Source organism: Rhodococcus sp. NPDC077669, assembly GCF_040686915.1.
In the GTDB taxonomy this organism is placed as follows: Bacteria; Actinomycetota; Actinomycetes; order Mycobacteriales; family Mycobacteriaceae; genus Rhodococcoides; species Rhodococcoides fascians.
The window spans coordinates 251129-271821 of sequence record NZ_JBFBMD010000001.1; the positions used below are offsets into that span (position 1 = coordinate 251129).

A 20693-nucleotide genomic window follows, 5' to 3' on the forward strand; every position below is an offset into this window, starting at 1 on the left:
CCGGGCATACTGACGATATGACTGTCGATGTTGGGCGCACCACGGACTCGATCACCATTGTCGGCGCGGGTATCGCGGGTGCCGCCTGTGCCCGAGTACTGCGCGCGGCGGGCGTCCCGTTCCGCATCGTCGATCGAGGACGTGCCCCGGGCGGACGGATGTCCTCCCCCGAGCTTCACGGGCGTCGTGTGGATTTGGGTGCCGGTTACTTCACCGTCCGAGATCAGGATTTCGCTACGGTGGTGTCGGACTGGGAGTCGAGGGGCCTTGCGCGCCAGTGGGCCAACACCTTCGGCATCCTCAAACCCGATACCACGCCGTGCACCACCACCGGGCCGGTCCGTTGGGCCACACCACACGGGCTTCGTTCTCTGGTGCGAGACTTGCTGGAAGACTTCGATATCGAAGGCTCTTCCGAGTTGAGCGGCCTCCCCGACGGCCACGTCGTGGTTGCGATGCCCGATCCTCAAGCGACTCGACTGACCACAGTCCCCGACGCCGTCGGTTACGAACCGGTCATCGCGGTGGCATGTGGATTCGACGGGTTGGATGTGCCGTTCCGCGACGCGGCCTTCGTCAACGATCATCCCGATATCGCGTTCATCGTCGACGACGGTGCCCGGCGGGGTGACGGTGCGCCCGTGCTGGTGGTTCACACGACCCCCGAGCGGGCACAGCAGCACCTCGCCGATCCCGACGCAGTGATCGCCCCGGTCCTCGACGCGCTACGCGAACTGTCGGTAATCTCCACGGCACCCAACTGGACTCACGCCCATCGCTGGACGTTCGCAAAGCCTGCGGCGCAACATGATTCCACCTTTGCGCTCGAGCTGCGGGACGGGCGGCTCGTCGGATTCGCAGGCGATCAATGGTGTGAATCCGGCGCGCCCAGGGTGGAAAGCGCATGGCGATCGGGCACGGATCTGGGTACGGAACTGGTTGGTCGGCTCCAGAGCTGACGCCGTCACACCTCAGCTGATGAAGGTCACCGTCTCACTCAACGGTGCACGGCTGGTGCGGAATCCGTTGATCGGGTGGCTCTCGTCGGGGTAGCCGAACGAGATGCCGGCTACCACCCTGCGGGTATCGGGGATATCGAACCATTCGTGGACGAACGGCGAGTACGCGGCGAGCGCGGCCTGAGCTATCGCGCCGAGCCCGAGACTCTGCGCGCCCAGCAGGAACGTCTGCAGATACAGCCCGCAGTCGACGGCACCGTAGACACCCAGGTCCGCATCGGTGGTGATGATTGCCGCGTGCGGGGCGTCGAACAGCTCGAAATTGCGAATGAACTGACGCGTCGTCGCCTCGGTGTCGGACTTGACCACGCCGATGCTCTCGTAGAGCGCACCGCCACACTCACGACGACGTGCCCGGTGCAGGGCGTTGTAGTTGGCCGGAAACGGAAAATCCGGTTGCGGCACACCGGACGCCACATGTTCCACCAAGGCCTCGGAGAACTTTCGCGTGGCATCGCCCTCGGTCACGATTATTTGCCACGACTGGGTGTTCGACCACGATGGAGTGCGCTGGGCGGCCGCCAACAACTGTTCGAGCACGTCCCGTGATACCTGCTTCGGCAGGAACTGCCGGCATGAGTACCGCTCGTCGAGGAGTTCGGTCAATGCTTCGTACCGGGTCACGTCGTCCGCCTCGTGTCATCGCCATCGGGTGCGGAACGAACGTAGCAGGATGTCTTTCACCCGAGGGGCGGTGGCCAGGAATACCTGCACCTCAGGGTCCTTGAATGCGGCGACGAGGTTCTTGATGTTGTCGCTGTCCCCCCACCGACTACCGATCGTGAGCTGGCCGGCGAACTCGTCCGATGCCGGTGGTGCGACGATTGCGTCGAATCGGCCACCGCCGCAGGCTCTTCACGGTGCCGGACATTCATCTGGTCGAGCCGTCACCGCAGCGGGCGCCGGTGATCTTTCAGGCCGGAGCGTCGACGCGCGGCGTTCGTTTCGCGGCGCAGAACGCGGAGGTGATCTTTGTCGGCGCGCCCACCGAGGACACCTTGAGTAGACGGTCTCGAGTATGAGGCGGGCGTTGCGCGACGCCGGTCGTGATCCATATTCGGCACGGACTGTGAGCTGCTCGCCATGATCACCGAACAGATATCGGAAGTCGCCTACGCGGAGCACAACGCATATCGGCCGTTTGCCAGTGCATCGGCGATGCCGGTCCACGCATCGTCGGCTCCCCCGGCGAAGTCGCAGGAGTGGGTGGACGAGACCGAAATTGCAGCGTCGCAGTGTCTGCCGAACCGAATACACACCGGGCACATTGCGTCACAAGCTCTTCGGTAAGGGTGACCGACTGCCCGAGGAACATCGGGCGCAGCAAATCGTGCGGGAGGTTCGGTCAAGCCGAGAATCAGCGTCATGGTGGGCGCAGAGGGGTTCGAACCCCCGACCGCTGGTGTGTAAAACCAGAGCTCTACCGCTGAGCTATACGCCCCAGTACCGGTGGCCCGGAGATATCCCCGGGCCACCGGAACGCTTGGAGAAATTTATCGTGTCTGCTGTCTAACTACAATTCCGCAGGTCAGCTCACCTGTGCGAGTGCCTCGGCCCACGATGAACTGTCTCGGGCTTCCCCGGGACCGTTCATTTCGGCGAATCTGATGATTCCGGACTTGTCGACCACGAAGGTTCCACGATTGGCGAATCCTGCGCTGTCGTTGAACACGCCGTACGCCTGAGCCACTTCACCGTGTGGCCAGAAGTCGGACAGCAGCGGAAAGGTGTAACCCTGCTCTGCTGCCCAGATCTTGTGGGTCGGAGGCGGACCCACCGAGATCGCCAGGATCGCGGTGTCGTCGTTCTCGAATGTCGGTAGCTCGTCGCGCACTCGGCACAGCTCGCCCTGGCACGTGCCGGTGAAGGCCAGTGGGTAGAACACGAGCAGAACGTTCTTCACGTCCCGGTACGACGACAACGTGACCAATTGGTTGTTCTGGTCTTTGAGGGTGAAGTCGGGCGCAACAGCGCCAACCTCGATCGGCATCTAGAACCGTCTTCCTGTGTCGAGCATGGGCCTACCGCTTGCTGGCAGGGGTCTTGGGCTGAACCAATCGACTTCCGATCCAGTCACCGAGATTGGCCGCAGAGGTCTGCGTCAATCCGGCTGTCGGAGCGGACTCGGCAATCTCGCTGGGCTCCACATGACCGGACATGCCGGTCTTGGGGCTGAGGACCCACACGATTCCATCGTCCGAGAGCGGACCGATGGCATCCATGAGTGCATCGACCAGGTCACCGTCTCCGTCGCGCCACCACAGCAGTACGACATCGATCACCTCGTCGGAATCCTCGTCGAGGGTCTCGCCACCGATCGCATCTTCTACGTCGGCGCGCAGATCATCGTCGGTGTCCTCGTCCCAGCCCAGCTCTTGAACGACCATGTCGCGAGTGATGCCAAGTTTCTGAGCGTAGTTCTGAGCGTCCGCCGCGGCGACCACGGTGGTGACCTCCTTGAATTGTGGGTGCAGTAGACAAAGCGAACAGGGTCGAAGCCGTTCGCGCAAGCTGACCGCGCCGAAATTGCGTACATAAATTTCTACTGGTGGGTATCGGACCTCTGTACTACCAGAACCGACGAGATGCGGCAGGATTGGGGAGGAATCACGAGAACGAGGAATGTAGATCGCCGTCACAGGGGCGAGCTACCGGACCGGGCGCCACACCGAGCGTCCGCCACATTGAGGAGTGCACACGTTGTCCGAAGTGAACAGCGGCGAACGGCAGAACACATCGTCTGCAGGCAAGAAGGGCTCGGACGGCCGGGTCCGCGTCATCCGTGAGGGTGTCGCGTCGTACCTGCCCGATATCGACAACGACGAGACCAACGAATGGATCGAATCGTTCGACGGCTTGTTGGAGAGGTCCGGCCCCAACCGCGCTCGCTACCTGATGCTCAGGTTGCTCGAGCGCGCCGGCGAGCGCCGCGTTGCGCTCCCGTCGCTGACATCGACGGACTACGTCAACACGATTCCCACCGAGAACGAGCCGTGGTTCCCCGGCGACGAGTCGATGGAACGCCGCTACCGAGCCTGGATCCGCTGGAACGCCGCGATCATGGTGCACCGCGCACAGCGTCCGGGCGTCGGCGTCGGTGGCCACATCTCGACCTACGCGTCGTCGGCTGCGCTGTACGAGGTCGGCTTCAACCACTTCTTCCGCGGCAAGGATCACCCGGGCGGCGGCGACCACATCTTCATTCAGGGCCACGCCTCCCCCGGCATCTACGCCCGCGCGTTCCTCGAAGGCCGCATCCCGGCCGAGCGCATGGACGGCTTCCGCCAGGAAGCGAGCCACGTGAACGAGGGCGGCGGACTGCCGTCGTACCCGCACCCACGGCTGATGCAGGACTTTTGGGAGTTCCCGACGGTGTCGATGGGCCTCGGTCCGATGAACGCCATCTACCAGGCGCGCTTCAACCACTACTTGAACGACCGCGGCATCAAGGACACCTCCGATCAGCACGTCTGGGCGTACCTCGGCGACGGCGAGATGGACGAGCCGGAATCGCGTGGACTCGCACATGTGGCTGCGACCGAAGGCCTCGACAACCTCACGTTCGTGGTCAACTGCAACCTGCAGCGTCTCGACGGCCCGGTGCGCGGTAACGGCAAGATCATCCAGGAACTGGAGTCGTTCTTCCGCGGTGCCGGCTGGAACGTCATCAAGGTCGTCTGGGGCCGCGAGTGGGACTCGCTGCTGCACAAGGACCGCGACGGCGCACTGGTGAACCTCATGAACACCACGCCCGACGGCGACTTTCAGACCTACAAGGCCAACGACGGCAGCTACGTCCGCGATCACTTCTTCGGCCGCGACCCACGAACGAAGGAGCTCGTCAAGGATCTCTCGGACGACGAGATCTGGAACCTCAAGCGCGGCGGTCACGACTACCGCAAGGTGCACGCCGCCTACGCGGCTGCGATGTCGCACAAGGGCCAGCCGACGGTCATCCTGGCGCACACCATCAAGGGCTACACCCTGGGCAAGCACTTCGAGGGCCGTAATGCCACGCACCAGATGAAGAAGCTGACGCTCGACGATCTCAAGACGTTCCGCGATCTCCAGCACATCCCGATCTCCGACGAGGAGCTCGAGAAGGATCCGTACATGCCGCCGTACTACCACCCCGGTGCGGACGCTCCCGAGATCCAGTACATGCTCGATCGTCGCAGCAAGCTCGGCGGATTCGTCCCCGAGCGCCGCGTCGACGTCAAGCCACTGCCGCAGCCCGGCGACGACACCTACAAGACGCTCCGCAAGGGCTCGGGCAAGCAGGAAGTCGCCACCACCATGGCGCTCGTGCGCGTCATGAAGGAGCTGTTGCGAGACAAGGAGATCGGCCACCGAATCGTGCCGATCATTCCCGACGAGGCCCGCACGTTCGGTATGGACTCGTGGTTCCCGTCGCTGAAGATCTACAACCGCAACGGCCAGCTGTACACCTCGGTCGACTCGGAACTGATGCTCGCCTACAAGGAGAGCTCGGTCGGTCAGATCCTGCACGAGGGCATCAACGAGGCAGGCTCCACGTCGTCGTTCACCGCGGTCGGTACCTCGTACGCGACGCACGGCGAGGTCATGATCCCGCTGTACATCTTCTACTCGATGTTCGGTTTCCAGCGCACCGGCGACGGTCTCTGGGCTGCAGCAGACCAGATGGCCCGCGGGTTCGTGCTCGGTGCCACGGCAGGTCGCACCACTCTGACCGGTGAGGGTCTCCAGCACGCCGACGGTCACTCGCTGCTGCTGGCGTCGACCAACCCCGCGGCCGTGGCGTACGACCCGGCGTTCTCGTACGAGATCGCGCACATCGTCAAGGACGGTCTGCGTCGCATGTACGGCGGAACCGAAGGTGTCGAGGGCTTCGGCGGCGAGAACGTCTTCTACTACATCACCCTGTACAACGAGCCGTACGTACAGCCGGCCGAGCCCGAGAACCTCGACGTCGAGGGGCTGCTCAAGGGCATCTACCGGTTCGCAGAACCCCAGGAGGGCGAGGGACCCGAGGCACAGCTGCTCGCGTCCGGCGTCGGCATCGTCTCGGCCCGCAAGGCACGTGAATTGCTGTTCGAGGAGTGGGGCGTGCGTTCGGCCGTGTGGTCGGTCACCTCGTGGGGCGAACTGCGCCGCGACGGCGTCGAAGCCGAGAAGGAGTCGCTGCGTAACCCGGGTGCCGTCAAGCGCGTTCCGTTCGTCACCTCGGCTCTGGCCGATGCCAACGGCCCGGTCATCGCGTCCTCCGACTGGATGCGCGCCGTGCCGGATCAGATCCGCCAGTGGGTTCCGGGCGACTACGTCACCCTGGGCACCGACGGCTTCGGCTTCTCCGACACCCGCCCGGCTGCACGACGGGTGTTCAACGTCGACGCCGAGTCCATCGTCGTCGCCACACTGTCCGCTCTCGCGGCATCGGGCGAGATCGACAAGTCCAAGGCCGTCGAGGCTGCCGAGAAGTACAAGATCGACGACGTCACCGCAGCTCCGACGTCGTACGCCGATACCGGCTCGGCGTAGGTCTCCGCCATGATCGGCCGACCCCCGTTCCACCTCGCGACGAGAGTCCAGCGCGAGGTGGGCGGGGGTCGGGCGTAGGTTCTCCTTATGTCCGATGCGAAACCCGATTCACCGGACAGTTCGTCCGCGCGTGATGTCTCCCGGCGCGACGCTTACCGTGAAGCGTTGCGTGAGTCGTTGGCTCGTGACTCCCCGGCCCGTGACTCCCCCACCCGTGATTCGCTCACGACCGACAACGAGGTCCACCTTCCGGTCAACTCGTTGGCCCCTTCGCGCCAGAAACGCGACCCTCTGCCCGACGCCCTGTTGCGACGCGTCAAACAGTTCTCCGGCCGCCTCTCGACCGAGGCAGTGACCACGATGCAGGGCCAGTTGCCGTTCTTCGGCGACCTCGACGCCGCCCAGCGGGCCAGCGTCCAGCTGCTGATCCAGACGGCCGTCGACAACTTTCTCGAATGGCTCAAGAACCCGAACAGCGACATTCGATTCAGCCTCGACGCCTTCCAAGTGATCCCGCAAGACCTTGCCCGACGCCTCACACTGCGTCAGACCGTCGACATGGTCCGGGTGGCGATGGAGTTCTTCGAGCAGTGGCTCCCTGCGCTCGCCCGCAACGACCAGCAGTTGGTCGCGCTGACCGAGGCAGTGCTGCGGTACGGCCGCGAGCTGGGTTTCGCAGCGGCGTCCGTGTACGCCAGTGCAGCCGAGTCACGAGGGGCGTGGGACACCCGCCTCGAAGCCCTAGTCGTCGACGCCGTCGTCCGCGGCGACACGGGATCGGACATGCTTTCCCGAGCCGCCACGTTGAATTGGGACGCCACTGCGCCCGCGACGGTATTGGTGGGCACTCCCCCGGAAGATCGCGGCGTATCCGTCGTGGGCACCGTGCACTCCGTCGCTCAGAAGCACGGTCGAGCTGCGTTGGCGGTGGTTCAGGGGACCCGACTGGTGATGGTGGTCAGTGGCCAGCTCGACGACACCGCGGCGCATCACGCGTTCATCGACGACATGTTGCAGAACTTCTCCGACGGCCCGGTCGTCATCGGTCCCACCACCCGCACCTTGGGCGCAGCGCACTCGAGCGCGGTGGAGGCCTTTGCCGGCATGCAGGCCGTGGCGGGCTGGCGGGGCGCACCGCGTCCGGTGCACGCCGGCGAGTTGCTGCCCGAACGAGCGTTGCTGAACGACGGGGCGGCTATCTCGGCTCTCAACGATCATGTCGTCGTTCCGTTGGCCGCGGCAGGTTCGGGTTTGGCCGACACGCTCGATGCGTATCTCGACTGCGGCGGTGCGGTGGAAACCTGCGCTCGGCAGCTGTTTGTTCATCCAAATACCGTCCGGTATCGGCTCAAGCGTATTGCCGAGGTGACCGGTCGTGATCCCACTCACCCGCGCGATGCGTACGTCCTTCGGGTCGCGGCAACGGTAGGTAGGTTGGCTCGAACGCATCACGAACCGACATATCCAGCCCCATATGTCACACAAGTCACATTTGGTGAAGTGGTCACGTAACGCCGAACCGCCTTCCGGCGATAGCGGGTCTCCACGAGGCAATTTGTAGGGTTCCCACAAATTGCTTGTCGAGAGTTCATCGAGCGCGACATCACTGATGAGGGGCCCGACAGTGTTCTCTTAACCCTGTGATTGCGTTGCTTGCGCCCGGTCAGGGCTCCCAGACTCCCGGCATGCTGCTGCCTTGGCTCGAAATCCCGGGCGCGGCCGATCGGTTGGCGCTGTGGTCCAAGGCCTCCGGCCTGGATCTCGTGCGACTCGGCACCACCGCCACCGCTGAAGAAATCACCGATACTGCGGTGACTCAGCCACTGGTCGTGGCGTCGGCCCTACTGGCCTTCGAGGAAATCGCCTCGCGTGGACTGTTCCCCGACGACGCCATCGTGGCCGGCCACTCGGTCGGCGAGCTCGCGGCTGCTGCCATTGCCGGCGTGATCTCCTCCGACGACGCGGTATCCCTGGCGGCGGTGCGCGGTGCTGCGATGGCCAAGGCCTGTGCCCTCGAACCGACCGGCATGTCCGCCGTGCTCGGCGGCGACGAAGCTGCAGTTCTGGCCCGGCTCGAAGAACTCGATCTCGCCCCGGCCAACGTCAACGCTGCCGGTCAGATCGTTGCTGCAGGTCTGCTGACCAAGTTGGCGGAACTGGCCGAGAGCGCACCCGAGAAGGCGCGGGTTCGTGCACTCCCGGTCGCGGGTGCTTTCCACACCAAGTACATGGCATCGGCAGGCGACACCGTCGCCGCGGCCGCAGCCGCCATCACTCCGTCCGAGCCGACGCACACCTTGCTGTCCAACTCGGACGGTCAGCCGGTCGCATCGGGTGCCGATGCGCTCACCAAACTTGCTGCCCAGGTCACACGCCCCGTGCGGTGGGACCTGTGCAGCGCGTACCTGCGTACCGCGCAGGTCACCGGACTTGCGGAGCTGCCCCCGGCAGGCGCACTGGTCGGTATCGCCAAGCGTGAACTGCGCGGCGTGCCCAACCTCGGCCTGAAGACACCGGCGGACATCGCCGCATTGGCCGAGCTCGGATAGCTCGGTCACCTTCACACCGCAGTCTCGGTACTGCGGATCGACTTCCACTCCCCGAGTGGCAGAAATGCACAACCGCGTCTCGAAGCACATGACTTCGGCGTTCGACACAGAAGAGAAGGGAGCCACAACAGTGGCCAGCCAGGAAGACCTCATCGCCGGACTTGCAGAGATCATCGAGGAGGTCACGGGCATCGAACCGTCCGAGGTGACCATCGAGAAGTCCTTCGTGGACGACCTCGATATCGACTCGCTCTCCATGGTCGAGATCGCAGTGCAGACCGAGGACAAGTACGGCGTGAAGATTCCCGACGAAGACCTCGCAGGTCTGCGCACCGTCGGCGACGCCGTCAACTACATCCAGAAGCTCGAAGCGGAGAACCCCGAAGCCGCAGAAGCTATCAAGGCCAAGCTCGACGACTCCGCGAGCGAGTGACACGACCCATGACCAACCCATCCACCGCCAACGGACGCTTCCCCAGTGTCGTCGTCACCAGCCTTGCTGCGACCACGTCACTCGCGGGTGACGTCGATGCCACGTGGAAGGGTCTGCTGAACGGCGAAAGCGGAATCGGCACTCTGGAAGACGATTTCGTCACCGAGTACGACCTGCCCGTGCGGATCGGCGGACACCTCGCGGTGAACCCGCAGAGTCTGCTCTCGCGGGTCGAGATCCGTCGCCTGAGCTACGTGGAGCAGTTGTCCACGGTGCTCGGTCGCGAGGTCTGGAAGAACGCCGGCTCGCCCGACGTCGATCCCCTTCGCCTCGGCGTGTCGATCGGTACCGGACTCGGTGGCGGCGATTCTCTCATCGACGCCAACGACAAGATGAAGGCCGGCGGTTACCGCAAGGTGTCCCCGCTCGCCGTTCAGATGGTCATGCCGAACGGCCCAGCAGCGGTCGTCGGGCTCGAGCTCAAAGCACAAGCCGGCGTCATCACGCCCGTCTCCGCCTGCTCCTCGGGATCGGAAGCCATTGCGCATGCATGGCGGATGATCGTGATGGGCGACGCGGACATGGTCGTCACCGGCGGCGTCGAGGGATACATCGACGCGGTTCCGATCGCCAGCTTCTCCATGATGCGGGCGATGAGCACCAACAACGACAACCCGAAGGGTGCGTCACGTCCGTTCGACAAGGATCGTGACGGCTTCGTCTTCGGTGAAGCGGGTGCGCTCATGGTCATCGAGACCGAGGAGCACGCCAAAGCACGCGGCGCAACGATCCACGCCCGCCTGCTCGGTGCCGGAATCACCTCGGACGGGTTCCACCTCGTGGCCCCCGACCCCGAGGGCAAGGGTGCCGCGCGTGCGATGCAGCGCGCCATCGAGACCGCAGGCCTGCAGAAGTCCGACATCACCCACGTGAACGCACACGCAACGGCAACTCCCATCGGAGACACCGCCGAAGCGCTGGCGATCAACAAGGCAGTCGGAAATCACGCAGCGGTGTACGCACCGAAATCCGCTCTGGGCCACTCGATCGGTGCCGTCGGTGCCCTCGAGTCGGTACTGACGGTGCTGGCAGTGCGAGAGGGAATCATCCCTCCCACACTGAATTTGGAGAACCAGGATCCCGAAATCGATCTCGATGTCGTCAAGGGCGAGCCCCGCGTCGGACAGATCGACTACGCGATCAACAACTCGTTCGGATTCGGTGGGCACAACGTAGCGCTCGCCTTCGGTAAGGCGTGATCCACTGAGTCGACTTCTCGACTCAGCGAATCCCGCTCTCGCAGTGCATGATCCGAGCTGGGGCCGTTCTTTCGACGGACGGTCCCGGCTCGGGCCTCGCCCCCGCCAGGGGCCCTGAAGAAGGACAACGCGATGACCATTCTGGCCCCTGTCACACGATCCGGCACCTCTACCGATCCGCGCGACCCCCTGACCCGCCTCGAAAAGCTCTTCGACGCCGGAACCACTGTCCCCCTGCATGATCGGGACAAGTCGGGAATTCTGGCCGCATCGGGCGAAATCGACGGCGTCCACACCATCGCCTACTGCTCCGACGCCACCGTCATGGGCGGTGCCATGGGGGTGGACGGCTGCAAGCACATCGTTGCCGCGATCGACACCGCCATCGAACAGCGCGCCCCGATCGTCGGCGTCTGGCACTCGGGTGGTGCTCGCCTCGCCGAGGGCGTCGAGGCTCTCCATGCCGTCGGACTCGTCTTCGAGGCCATGGTGCGAGCGTCCGGCCTCGTCCCACAGATTTCCGTCGTCCTCGGTTTCGCAGCCGGTGGTGCAGCGTACGGTCCCGCCTTGACCGACGTCGTCATCATGGCTCCCGAGGGACGCGTATTCGTCACCGGACCCGACGTCGTTCGCAGCGTCACCGGCGAACAGGTCGATATGGAGTCGCTCGGCGGCCCCGACACGCACCACAAGAAGTCCGGGGTCTGCCACATCGTCGCCGACAGCGAGATGGACGCGTTCACCCGCGCCCGCCGTCTGGTGTCGATGTTCTGCGAGCAGGGCGAGTTCGACATCGCCGCCGCAGAACACGGCGACACCGATCTACGCGCACTGATGCCCGAATCCAACCGTCGTGCCTACGACGTGCACCCGATCATTCACGAATTGCTCGACAACGTCGAAGGTGAATCGACGTTCGAGGAGTTCCAGGGCGGCTGGGCTCGCAGCATCGTCATCGGTCTCGGCCGTATCAGCGGCCGCACCGTCGGCGTGATCGCCAACAACCCCATCCGACTCGGCGGCTGCCTGAACTCCGAAAGTGCCGAGAAGGCAGCGCGTTTCGTTCGTCTGTGCGATGCCTTCGGTATTCCGCTCATCGTGGTCGTCGATGTTCCGGGCTACCTGCCGGGCGTCAGCATGGAATGGGAAGGCGTCGTTCGCCGCGGAGCGAAGTTGCTGCACGCGTTCGCCGAGGCCACCGTCCCCCGCGTCACGCTGGTCACTCGCAAGATCTACGGCGGCGCGTACATCGCCATGAATGCCCGCGCACTCGGTGCCACTGCGGTCTATGCCTGGCCCGGCTCCGAGGTGGCCGTGATGGGCGCGAAAGCGGCCGTCGGCATCCTGCACAAGAAGGCGCTCGCCGCCGCACCCGAGGAAGAGCGTGAGGCACTGCACGACCGCCTCACCGTCGAGCACGAGAGCATCGCAGGCGGTGTCGATCGCGCAGTGGCCATCGGCGTGGTCGACGAGGTCATCGAGCCCAGCAAGACCCGAAGCACGGTTGCCAAGGCTCTCGCCGCAGCACCTGCGGCTCGCGGAAATCACAAGAACATCCCGCTCTGACCGACCCGACCACTACCTACTGCGGTCCGTCAGCCCTGCCCCGAGACCCCACCCCGGTTGGGAAACCCACCCCGGTTGGGATCAATGCGCCTTTCAGGCACTCCATGTGCAAGAAAGCCACATTGATTCACACCGGCGACGGGCGAACGAGGTCAAAGGACGGGCAAACGAGGTCGGTCAGCCCTGGATCCATCGGTGATCGTGGGCCAGTCGAACGACGGCCGATCGCACGTCGAGTATCTGCGCAGCCGTCAGCGTGCCGTTCGACGTCAGTAGTTGCTCGGTCAGCTCGGTGGTGAAGTCCGCCTCGGACAGGACGTCCGCGCCTGCGTCGTCGTGGCGCTGGTGACCACTGACGGGTGCGGTGTTGTGAAATGGGACGTCGGGTTTGTGACGGGTCACCAGAGCGGTCGACGTCGGCCCGTCGATGATCTGAACCTCGGTGGCCTTCAGACCCCGGTCACCGTCTACGGCAACGTATTCGACGCGTACTCCCGGTGCCAACAGTCGTTTGTCGAAGTCCAGATCGTTGACGTGGATGAACACGTCCTCGCCGCCCTCGTCCGGCGCTACGAATCCGTACCCCTTGAACTCGTCGAATCGAATCACTTTTCCGGTCGACAACATCGAACTCACCACTCCACGGTCGTTCCCACATGCCTACCCCAGGCACGAACGCGAAACTACCGCTGCGACGAATCCCCGGCAACCGCTGCTAGCCGACGTTGCGGCTGAGCCAGGTCACTTCTGCTCCTGCGCCTCCGGTGCGGAACGGTTCGAGTGAGGCATCCCAATCCGAGCCGAGCGCGTGCTCCACTGCGGCGGCGAGGTTGCCTTGGTTGTTCTCCATCAGCGCGCGAAGTCGCATCTCGCCGAGCACCACGTCCCCGTTGGCACTCGTCGATCCGCGCCACAGACCCAAGCCGGGTACGTGCGAGAACCGTTCGCCGTCGACGCCTTCGCTGGCGTCTTCGGTCACCTCGTAGCGCAGCATCTGCCAGGAGCGCAGGATGCCGGCGAGCTTCGCTCCGGTGCCTACGGGCCCGATCCAGTCCGTGGTGGCGCGCAGCTGTCCGTCGGATGCCGGCTGCGCGGACCACTTCAAATTGGCACGGCAATCGAGGGCGTCGGACAACGCCCATTCGACATGCGGGCACAGCGCAGCGGGCGACGAGTGGATGTACACAACACCCGACGTCGCATCTGCGAATTGGTTCGATCCACGCATTGCACTACCTCCAGCTTCGACGAGGGACGTCTTCCCCAACGACCTCGACATGCTCGAACTGGTTGCAGCGATTCAACGCGTGTGTGTACTAGTGTGCCCCGAGTTGCCCCTGTTGCGCCAGTGCAATCTGTGAACGGTGGTGTTTCACCCGGCCAGGACGGCGTCGGAGAGCTCGGGCCAGAGCGGTTTGGCCCAATCTCCGAAGTTCCGATCGGTCAGCACCACACACGCGATCCTCACCGACGGGTCCACCCACAGGAACGTCCCGGCCTGTCCGAAGTGGCCGAACGTAGCCCTCGAGTTGTTACTCCCAGTCCAGTGCGGGGTCTTGTCATCGCGCAGCTCGAACCCCAGACCCCAATCGCAAGGCTTGTGCGATCCGTACCCGGGCACGATTCCGTTCAGGCCGGGAAACTGCACGTCGACGGCCGAAGACAGTGTCTGCGACGCGAGGAGAGTCGGTTCCAACAGCTCCGCGGCGAACTTGGTCAGGTCTGCAACGGACGAACGGGCACCGTGACCGGCCGACCCGGGCAGCGACGTGTCGACCATCCCGAGCGGTCCGCAGACGGCCTCATCCAGGTAGTCGGGAAAGGTGATTCCCGACTCTGCTTCGATGAGTTCGGCCAAGACCTCGAATCCCGCGCTCGAGTAGATCCTCTTGGTGCCGGCCGGAGCCTGCACCTTCCGCTCGCCGAACGCCAGTCCCGAGGCATGCGCCAGCAGATGCCGCACAGTCGACCCCTCCGGCCCTGCGGGCTGATCGAGCTCGACGGCACCTTCCTCCACGGCAACCAGCACCGCATAGGCGGTGAGCAATTTGGTGACCGATGCCAGCTCGAAGACGCGCGCGGTGTCCCCCACCTCCTCCCGCACTCCGGCGTCGGTGACGACGGCAGCACTGACATGGTCGACGGGCCACGAGGCAGTGAGATCGAGGGTAGTCACGACTCCAGAGCCTAATTGTCTGTCGATGCCCGTGGATCGGTCCCCCGCCGGGCTAGTCTCGGACGACGAGAATGGGAGAAATGCGATGTCGGTTGTGTATGGATCGTGCAATCTGTGCGAGGCGATCTGTGGTCTCGAATTCACGGTGGAGAACAACGCGGTGGTCTCGATCCGCGGCGACGAGAAGGACCCACTCTCCCGGGGCCACATCTGCCCGAAGGCTCTGTCGTTGATCGACCTTCATGCCGACACCGATCGGCTCACCACACCGGTCAAGCGGGTGGGTGAGAAGTGGGAGAAAATCGGCTGGACGGAGGCGTACGACCTCGTCGTCGATGGCCTCGTCTCGACGCGGAAGAAGTACGGATCCAACGCTGTCGGGCTCTATCAGGGCAATCCCAACGTGCACTCGATGGGTGCGATGACCCACGGCATTCCGTTCACGTCGCTGCTGCGCACCCGCAATCGGTACTCGGCGACGTCCTTGGATCAGTTGCCGCACCAGCTCGTCGACCATCTGCTCTACGGCCACCAGCTCCTGCTGCCCATTCCGGATATCGATCGAACCGATTTCTTCCTCGTCCTCGGCGGCAATCCGATGGCCTCCAACGGCAGCATGATGACTGTGCCCGACTTCGCCAAAAGAGCACGCGCACTCCGTAAGCGGGGTGGCCGACTGGTAGTGGTCGATCCACGCAAGACCGAAACGGCGGATATTGCCGACACCCACTTCTTCGTTCGTCCCGGCAGCGACGCGCTGCTGTTGCTGGCGATGATTCACACGATCGTCGCCGACGGCTCCGTCCGTGTCGCCGACTACGTCGATGGTGCCGATCGACTTGCCGATCTCGTCGCCGAATTCACGCCGACGGCGGTGGCACCGATCGTCGGCATGTCGGCAGACGACATCTCCTCTCTCGCACGCGACTTCGCTGCAGCGAAGTCTGCAGTGGCGTACGGCAGGATGGGGGTGTCGACGCAGCAGTTCGGCACGGTGTGCCAGTGGGCGATCCAGGTACTCAACATCATCACGGGCAATCTCGACCGACCGGGCGGTGCGATGGTGACCGATCCGGCGATCGATCTGATCTCGCAGGGCATCGTCGGTCGTGGCCATTTCGACAAGTGGCGCAGCCGCGTTCGCGATCTCCCCGAGTTCGCCGGCGAGTATCCCTGTTCGACGCTCGTCGACGAGATCACCACCGAGAGCAAGGACCAGATTCGTGCCATGGCCGTCCTGTCCGGCAATCCGGTGCTGTCGATGCCCGGCGGTAGTCGCCTCGACGAGGCCTTCGCCGGTCTCGATTTCATGGTGTCGTTCGACTTCTACATCAACGAGACCTCGCGGCACGCACACGTGATTCTGCCGCCGACGATGTCCCTCGAACGCGATCACTACGATCTGATCTTCAATTCTTTCGCGGTACACAACACTGCCAAGTACATGCCCGCAGTTCTACCCAAACAGACTGACGCCAAGCACGATTGGGAGATCTTCCGCGACTTGTCACTGCGCTACAAGAACCGCATGGCAGGCTCCACCGTCGATCGACTGAAGGCACGATTGACGCCGAAGAGCGTCATCGGCGAGGCCCGTCTGCGCCTGTCCCCTGCTCGCACTCTCGACATCCTGCTCCGTAGCCGACGAAAAGGGTTGTCGCTGAGGAAGCTTCGAGCCAACCCGCACGGCATCGATCTGGGACCGCTGCGTCCGGGCTTTCCCCAGAAGCTGAAGACCAAGGACAAGCGCATTCAATTGATCCAGGACGTCGTGGTCGGTGAACTGCCTGCCCTGGTGGACCTGATGCACTCGAGCGCGGTTCCCAAGGACGACGAGCTCCTGCTGATCGGTCGACGACATCTACGTAGCAACAATTCGTGGATGCACAACACCGCTCGACTCACCAAAGGCAAAGCGCGACATCAGCTTCTGGCGCACCCGAACGATCTCCTCCAGCGCGGGATCGAGGACGGTTCGATGGTGTCGGTCACCTCCGCGGCCGGTACCGTCGACATCGAGGTCGCGGCGTCCGAAAAGATGATGCCCGGGGTGGTGAGCATGCCGCACGGATTCGGTCATCAGCGCCCCGGCGTGCAGCTCTCGGTCGCCACCACTGTCACCGGACCGAGCGTCAACGACATCACCGACCCCGCCCGAGTCGACGCGGTATCGGCGAACGCGATTCTCAACGGCGTTCCGGTGCAGGTGAGGGCCAAGTAGCGCCCCCGATGGAACCACGAGACGGGGTGATTCTGTACGATTCTGCTGGCTCGTACCTGGTACGGGATTGGGGCGGTAGCTCAGTCGGTTAGAGCCGTGGACTCATAATCCATTGGTCGCGGGTTCGAGCCCCGCCCGCCCCACTCACATTCGCGCAGCTCAGGGCCAACTATCCTCGATCCTGCAACAGTTCGACTGCTGGTCTTGCCCACATTTTGCCCACGGCCACAGATACATCCAATGTGGGCAAGCAACTCATGCATTCGCAGCATCGCCACCACCACCGCCCGGTTGTCGGGGTCAAATCCCTCGTCGGCGATCGAGGCTCGCTGCTCTGCATCCATACCCACCTCGACGTCGCTGTCCGACGTCCGGTTTCGGGAGATCCCATGTCCAATCCACAACCCTGACGACGGCTCGCCGCGGCACCGTCTTCCTGTCCCTCGTCTGCTTCGCGATCTCCTACATCGCCCTCGCGGACCTCGCTCGCATCGCCGGCCTCGGCCCAGAGGCGTACCTGTGGCCGGTCATGATCGACGGCACGATCGCTATTGGCACCGCGGCAGTAGTCGGTCTCGGCGGTGACCGAACGGCGTGGTCACTGCTCGCCGCGTCGGCGCTCGTGTCGATCGCAGGCAACGGCATCCATGCATGGCTGACACAGGGCTCGTGGATCGCCGTCGGGGTCGCGCTCACTCCCCCGGTGTTCCTGCTTTGGGTCACGCACCTGACCGTGCGGCTGGGCCGAGAGGGCGGCGAACACATCGACAATTCCGATGAGTTGCCCGAGCCGGTCGAGGCTGTCGCAGATCCGCGCACCCGGTCGCTCGAGCTCATCGACGAGGGCGGGGTGTCGTTGCGCGAGATCGCCCGCCAGCTCGGAACGAACGACCGAACCGTGTGGCGATGGAGGGATGCGCGCGAGTCGATCCCGTCCGCCTGAATGCGGCAAAAGCGCCGAATGAAACATTCGTACCTGAAAGTCTGATAAGCAATCCAAACCATCCGAAACGACCAAATGGAGTCGCAGTGACCAACCCCAACGACCCGAACCAGCCCTACGGCCAGCAGCCGTACGGGGCACCTCAGGGTCAGCCCTACGGGCAACAGCCGCCCGAGGCACCGGTGAAGAAGAAGCGCAAGTGGCCGTGGATCGTAGGTGCCGTGGTCGTACTGTTCGTGATCATCGGAATCGTGGGCGGCGGAGGTGATTCCGACAGTGAGACGACGGCTGCGCCTGCAACCACGTCGGCCGCTCCGGCCGCAGTCGCACCCGCCCAGACCACGGTCGCGCCCCAGCCGGCCCCCGCGGCACCGCAGGCCACGGCCGAATCGGTCGAAGAAGTCGAGACGGCAGCTCCTGCCCCCGCGGCACCCGCCGAGAGCGCCGGTCAGCGCAATGCGATCCGGTCCGGTGAGCAGTACCTCGACGTCGCCCCCTTCTCACGTGATGGCCTCATCCAGCAGCTCACGGCAGGTGACGGCTACTCCACCGAAGACGCTACCTACGCTGTCGACAACATCGACATTGACTACAACGAGCAGGCATCCAAAGCTGCCGCAAACTACCTTGACCTGACCGGGTTCTCCCGAGACGGACTCGTGCAGCAGCTGACCGTCGGTGACGGTTACACCACGGAGCAGGCGGAGTTCGGAGCGGACAGCGCAGGATTGTGACCGCCTGACCGAGCCGAGGAGGCAGCCTTGGCCGAACGCGAAAAAGCGCCCCACCCCTCCGCACGTGGCGGAGGGGTGGGGCGCTTCGTGTTGGCAGTCGAGCTGGTGTCAGGCGGTGGGCTCTTCGGTGGTGACGGTCTCGTCGGGCACGGTAACGATCGGCTCCGACTCGCCCGGCACGGGAAGAGGCTCCACGACCAAAGCGTCCGGTGCCGGCTGCACAACGGGGATCTCGGTGACCGGAGGGGCGACCTGACCGGGATCGACCGCGGGGACGAGCACGGCCTCGATCTTCTTCGCGTCGCCGAGGATCGGGTCGAGGCCCGAGGTGTCGATGTCGAGGGCCTTGAGGCGGGCGATCTCAGCCTCCAGGTTGGCGGTGTTCTGCAGGGTCGCATTCACGCCTCCGGCGACGACTGCGAGGGTGGACGAGATCGCGGAAACCTTGGTGTCGAACTATGCCTGAGTTGTCATGATTTGGTTGACCTTTCGGTTGATTGCGCCGTGTGAGCGCTGGATGTCGTCGACCCAGTCGGGTCGACTGAAGAGCTGCCACATGGGTGGCACCTCCCTGTTGTGAGGAGATCTGCGAGCCCAATGCTGGGCATGAAAAAACTACCGCACTGCTCGCACGGGTGTTCGATTTCCGTTAGGTTGCGAAAGCGGGACGCGGTCAGGAAGGGAAGCCTGGATCGTGTCCCGCGACTACTTTCGGGAGGCGTCGTGGAGCTGTACCGGCGCGGCGATCGATGGTCCTAGCCTGCGCCTACTCACTGCCCGGTTGGGCACAAATTAGGCGCAGGTCGGGTGCTCGTCGGATCGCAGGTCTGCTCCTGCGAGATCCACCATCACCGGACGCACGCGTGCCGGGAATGCGGAGCGGTGATCTACACGCCGCCGATGACCAAAGCCTGCACCGACAGCAGCTTCGACGGCCGGGCTCGATAGTCACTCCCCCGGTTTTAGATCGGCCAACTGAGCCTGGACCATTGCCGTACTCTTCCGGTTTATGCGGATTGGGATCATCTTCGCGGCGCTCGCTGTAGCCACCCTGGCAGGCTGCGGCACTGCGGAATCCATGGAGGGCTCGAAGTCTGAGGACGACTCGACGTCGAGCCCTCGCTCAAGTATCGCGGCCAAACCTCCTGCCGACACCGTCACAATCATGGTCCAGATCGCACCTGCGCGAACCAAGATTTCGCCCGAAGGCGATTGCCAAGGCGACGTGTTCTTCAATGGCCTTCGGAAAAATGGCTACGTGTCAGTGGCCGACGCTGCTGGCGTCACGGTCGGTGCGTCAACCTATCAGAGCGCAACTTTGCAACCGGATGGCTCTTGCCGTCTGCTCGCGCCCACCGACGTCGTGAGGGGCAGCGCGTTCTACAGCGTGAACCTCGGTGTAGGCGACCCCGTCATCCGACCCGCCGACGAAGCCCATTCCGAGGGGATCGGCGTCGGATACGGGTACTAGGTCAACTCCGCACATCCATAACTACTCAGATGCAGGCGTCTCGACGGTGGTTCCCTTGTCGATGATGAGGTCGTCGGAGCCTTCGTAGCGGTACGCGCGGCGGCCGTCCGGGAGTAGCACCCAACCAGCCTGTCCTTCGTCGGCGGGCGGGGTGAAGGGGTTCGCGTCGGTCATCCGTCGGGTATTCCAGGAATCACAACTGGCCTTTGATGTCCTTCTGCGCGGACTCGCGAAGCTGGTTGACGAGTTCGCGAAGCTTCTCCCGATTCAGAGTGACGTTCCAGCGCTCGTAAAGTTCGAGAGCAGCCTTCTCAGAATGGCGATGTTCAGCCGCAGCTTCGAACTCGCGGGCGTCGATCGCGGCCTCTTTTGAATCGCGGTAGATAACCACGTGCGTGAGATCGTGCATCGCTGGGCCCAAGCTCTTGTTGACAAACGCAAGAAGTGCTTCCATCGCCGTCGAAGTGGCGGCGTGGCCAAGGGCGGTCACAGTTGCACCTGCTGGACCCGTCAATGTCCGCAGCTGCCGGTCGACACTGGTGATCTCGTAGGTCGCGAGCGACGGCTGGGGGTCCGGTCCACCTGTCACTCGATCCATTTGCACGCACGCACCAATAACTTCCAACAGTGCTGAGCTCTTCAGCTCCCAAGATCGTTTCTCGAAGTCAAGTCCGCTCGCGTGTTTTCGATCTCCACGTTTCGACAACGCATTGACAACCACAGTTGCCGTCGCGACCACTGCGGACGACACCACCGATGCGAAAGCGATCCAGTCCACGAGCGCATTGAACCAGGTTCGCCG

General features: G+C 64.0%; 20 protein-coding genes, 2 tRNA genes and 2 pseudogenes. 13 read left to right on the forward strand and 11 right to left on the reverse strand.

Annotation, left to right across the window (positions count from 1 at the left end; all coding sequences use genetic code 11):
- Positions 1–17 precede the first annotated feature (17 nt).
- Positions 18–959 (forward strand): NAD(P)-binding protein, encoded by a 942-nt coding sequence (locus AB0P23_RS01185; protein ID WP_032399948.1) that lies wholly within the window; start codon positions 18–20, stop codon positions 957–959.
- A gap of 12 nt (positions 960–971) precedes the next feature.
- Here the strand turns inward: AB0P23_RS01185 and AB0P23_RS01190 are convergent, their stop codons facing one another.
- Entirely contained in the window at positions 972–1643 is a 672-nt protein-coding gene (locus tag AB0P23_RS01190) for a nitroreductase (protein WP_032399947.1), read from the reverse strand.
- A gap of 15 nt (positions 1644–1658) precedes the next feature.
- Positions 1659–1844, reverse strand: a pseudogene (locus AB0P23_RS01195) (hypothetical protein); the annotation flags it as partial.
- A gap of 8 nt (positions 1845–1852) precedes the next feature.
- Here AB0P23_RS01195 and AB0P23_RS01200 point away from each other — a divergent pair.
- Positions 1853–2100: pseudogene (locus AB0P23_RS01200) on the forward strand (LLM class flavin-dependent oxidoreductase); the annotation flags it as partial.
- A gap of 285 nt (positions 2101–2385) precedes the next feature.
- Here AB0P23_RS01200 and AB0P23_RS01205 read toward each other — a convergent pair.
- The 3 genes from AB0P23_RS01205 to AB0P23_RS01215 all read right to left on the reverse strand — a co-directional run bounded on the left by AB0P23_RS01205 (position 2386) and on the right by AB0P23_RS01215 (position 3463).
- Positions 2386–2460 (reverse strand) — tRNA-Val (locus AB0P23_RS01205).
- An 87-nt stretch (positions 2461–2547) separates the two neighbouring features.
- Positions 2548–3009 (reverse strand): peroxiredoxin, encoded by a 462-nt coding sequence (locus tag AB0P23_RS01210; protein ID WP_027497443.1) that lies wholly within the window; start codon positions 3007–3009, stop codon positions 2548–2550.
- Positions 3010–3040: 31 nt separating this feature from the next.
- The gene (locus AB0P23_RS01215) at positions 3041–3463 is read right to left on the reverse strand and encodes a DUF3052 domain-containing protein (protein WP_027497444.1); all 423 of its coding nucleotides are present in this window, start codon (positions 3461–3463) and stop codon (positions 3041–3043) included.
- 256 nt (positions 3464–3719) lie between these two features.
- On the opposite strand from AB0P23_RS01215, the gene aceE reads away from it, so the two are divergent.
- The 6 genes from aceE to AB0P23_RS01245 all read left to right on the forward strand — a co-directional run bounded on the left by aceE (position 3720) and on the right by AB0P23_RS01245 (position 12346).
- Entirely contained in the window at positions 3720–6539 is a 2820-nt protein-coding gene (gene aceE, locus AB0P23_RS01220) for a pyruvate dehydrogenase (acetyl-transferring), homodimeric type (protein WP_206498196.1), read from the forward strand.
- Between the two features lie 87 nt (positions 6540–6626).
- Entirely contained in the window at positions 6627–8051 is a 1425-nt protein-coding gene (locus AB0P23_RS01225) for a helix-turn-helix domain-containing protein (protein ID WP_228139233.1), read from the forward strand.
- A gap of 128 nt (positions 8052–8179) precedes the next feature.
- A complete protein-coding gene (locus AB0P23_RS01230) occupies positions 8180–9088 on the forward strand; it encodes an ACP S-malonyltransferase (protein WP_032370259.1) in 909 nt (302 codons plus the stop codon).
- A gap of 88 nt (positions 9089–9176) precedes the next feature.
- Positions 9177–9521 (forward strand): meromycolate extension acyl carrier protein AcpM, encoded by a 345-nt coding sequence (acpM, locus tag AB0P23_RS01235; RefSeq protein ID WP_045841363.1) that lies wholly within the window; start codon positions 9177–9179, stop codon positions 9519–9521.
- Positions 9522–9529: 8 nt separating this feature from the next.
- A complete protein-coding gene (locus AB0P23_RS01240; RefSeq protein WP_027497449.1) occupies positions 9530–10780 on the forward strand; it encodes a KasA/KasB family beta-ketoacyl-ACP synthase in 1251 nt (416 codons plus the stop codon).
- A gap of 132 nt (positions 10781–10912) precedes the next feature.
- A complete protein-coding gene (locus tag AB0P23_RS01245; protein ID WP_206498197.1) occupies positions 10913–12346 on the forward strand; it encodes a carboxyl transferase domain-containing protein in 1434 nt (477 codons plus the stop codon).
- Positions 12347–12523: 177 nt separating this feature from the next.
- On the opposite strand, the gene AB0P23_RS01250 is transcribed toward AB0P23_RS01245, so the two are convergent.
- From AB0P23_RS01250 to AB0P23_RS01260, 3 genes are all read right to left on the reverse strand, one after another.
- Positions 12524–12973 carry a cold shock domain-containing protein gene (locus tag AB0P23_RS01250; RefSeq protein WP_032368157.1) on the reverse strand — a complete coding sequence of 150 codons (450 nt, stop codon included), beginning with the start codon at positions 12971–12973 and terminating at the stop codon, positions 12524–12526.
- A gap of 88 nt (positions 12974–13061) precedes the next feature.
- On the reverse strand, positions 13062–13574 hold the full coding sequence (locus AB0P23_RS01255; RefSeq protein WP_363796619.1) for a DUF3145 domain-containing protein: 513 nt from the start codon (positions 13572–13574) through the stop codon (positions 13062–13064).
- A 144-nt stretch (positions 13575–13718) separates the two neighbouring features.
- Positions 13719–14522 carry a serine hydrolase domain-containing protein gene (locus AB0P23_RS01260; protein ID WP_363796621.1) on the reverse strand — a complete coding sequence of 268 codons (804 nt, stop codon included), beginning with the start codon at positions 14520–14522 and terminating at the stop codon, positions 13719–13721.
- A gap of 85 nt (positions 14523–14607) precedes the next feature.
- Here AB0P23_RS01260 and AB0P23_RS01265 point away from each other — a divergent pair, with 85 nt between their 5' ends.
- From AB0P23_RS01265 to AB0P23_RS01280, 4 genes are all read left to right on the forward strand, one after another.
- Positions 14608–16743 (forward strand): molybdopterin-dependent oxidoreductase, encoded by a 2136-nt coding sequence (locus AB0P23_RS01265; RefSeq protein ID WP_363796623.1) that lies wholly within the window; start codon positions 14608–14610, stop codon positions 16741–16743.
- A 69-nt stretch (positions 16744–16812) separates the two neighbouring features.
- Positions 16813–16886: transfer RNA gene (locus tag AB0P23_RS01270), tRNA-Ile, on the forward strand.
- Entirely contained in the window at positions 16856–17686 is an 831-nt protein-coding gene (locus tag AB0P23_RS01275; RefSeq protein ID WP_363796625.1) for a DUF2637 domain-containing protein, read from the forward strand. The genes AB0P23_RS01270 and AB0P23_RS01275 overlap by 31 nt, the downstream gene beginning before the upstream one ends.
- Before the next feature lie 86 nt (positions 17687–17772).
- Positions 17773–18420, forward strand: coding sequence for an Ltp family lipoprotein (locus AB0P23_RS01280; protein ID WP_363796627.1), 648 nt, complete (start codon positions 17773–17775; stop codon positions 18418–18420).
- Between the two features lie 108 nt (positions 18421–18528).
- Here AB0P23_RS01280 and AB0P23_RS01285 read toward each other — a convergent pair whose 3' ends face one another.
- Positions 18529–18822: a hypothetical protein gene (locus tag AB0P23_RS01285; RefSeq protein WP_363796629.1), complete on the reverse strand. Its 294-nt coding sequence runs from the start codon at positions 18820–18822 to the stop codon at positions 18529–18531.
- 607 nt (positions 18823–19429) lie between these two features.
- On the opposite strand from AB0P23_RS01285, the gene AB0P23_RS01290 reads away from it, so the two are divergent.
- The gene (locus tag AB0P23_RS01290) at positions 19430–19891 is read left to right on the forward strand and encodes a hypothetical protein (RefSeq protein WP_222099331.1); all 462 of its coding nucleotides are present in this window, start codon (positions 19430–19432) and stop codon (positions 19889–19891) included.
- Between the two features lie 21 nt (positions 19892–19912).
- On the opposite strand, the gene AB0P23_RS01295 is transcribed toward AB0P23_RS01290, so the two are convergent.
- A complete protein-coding gene (locus tag AB0P23_RS01295; RefSeq protein ID WP_222088960.1) occupies positions 19913–20065 on the reverse strand; it encodes a hypothetical protein in 153 nt (50 codons plus the stop codon).
- Positions 20066–20084: 19 nt separating this feature from the next.
- Positions 20085–20669 carry a hypothetical protein gene (locus AB0P23_RS01300; protein WP_363796632.1) on the reverse strand — a complete coding sequence of 195 codons (585 nt, stop codon included), beginning with the start codon at positions 20667–20669 and terminating at the stop codon, positions 20085–20087.
- Positions 20670–20693 lie beyond the last annotated feature (24 nt).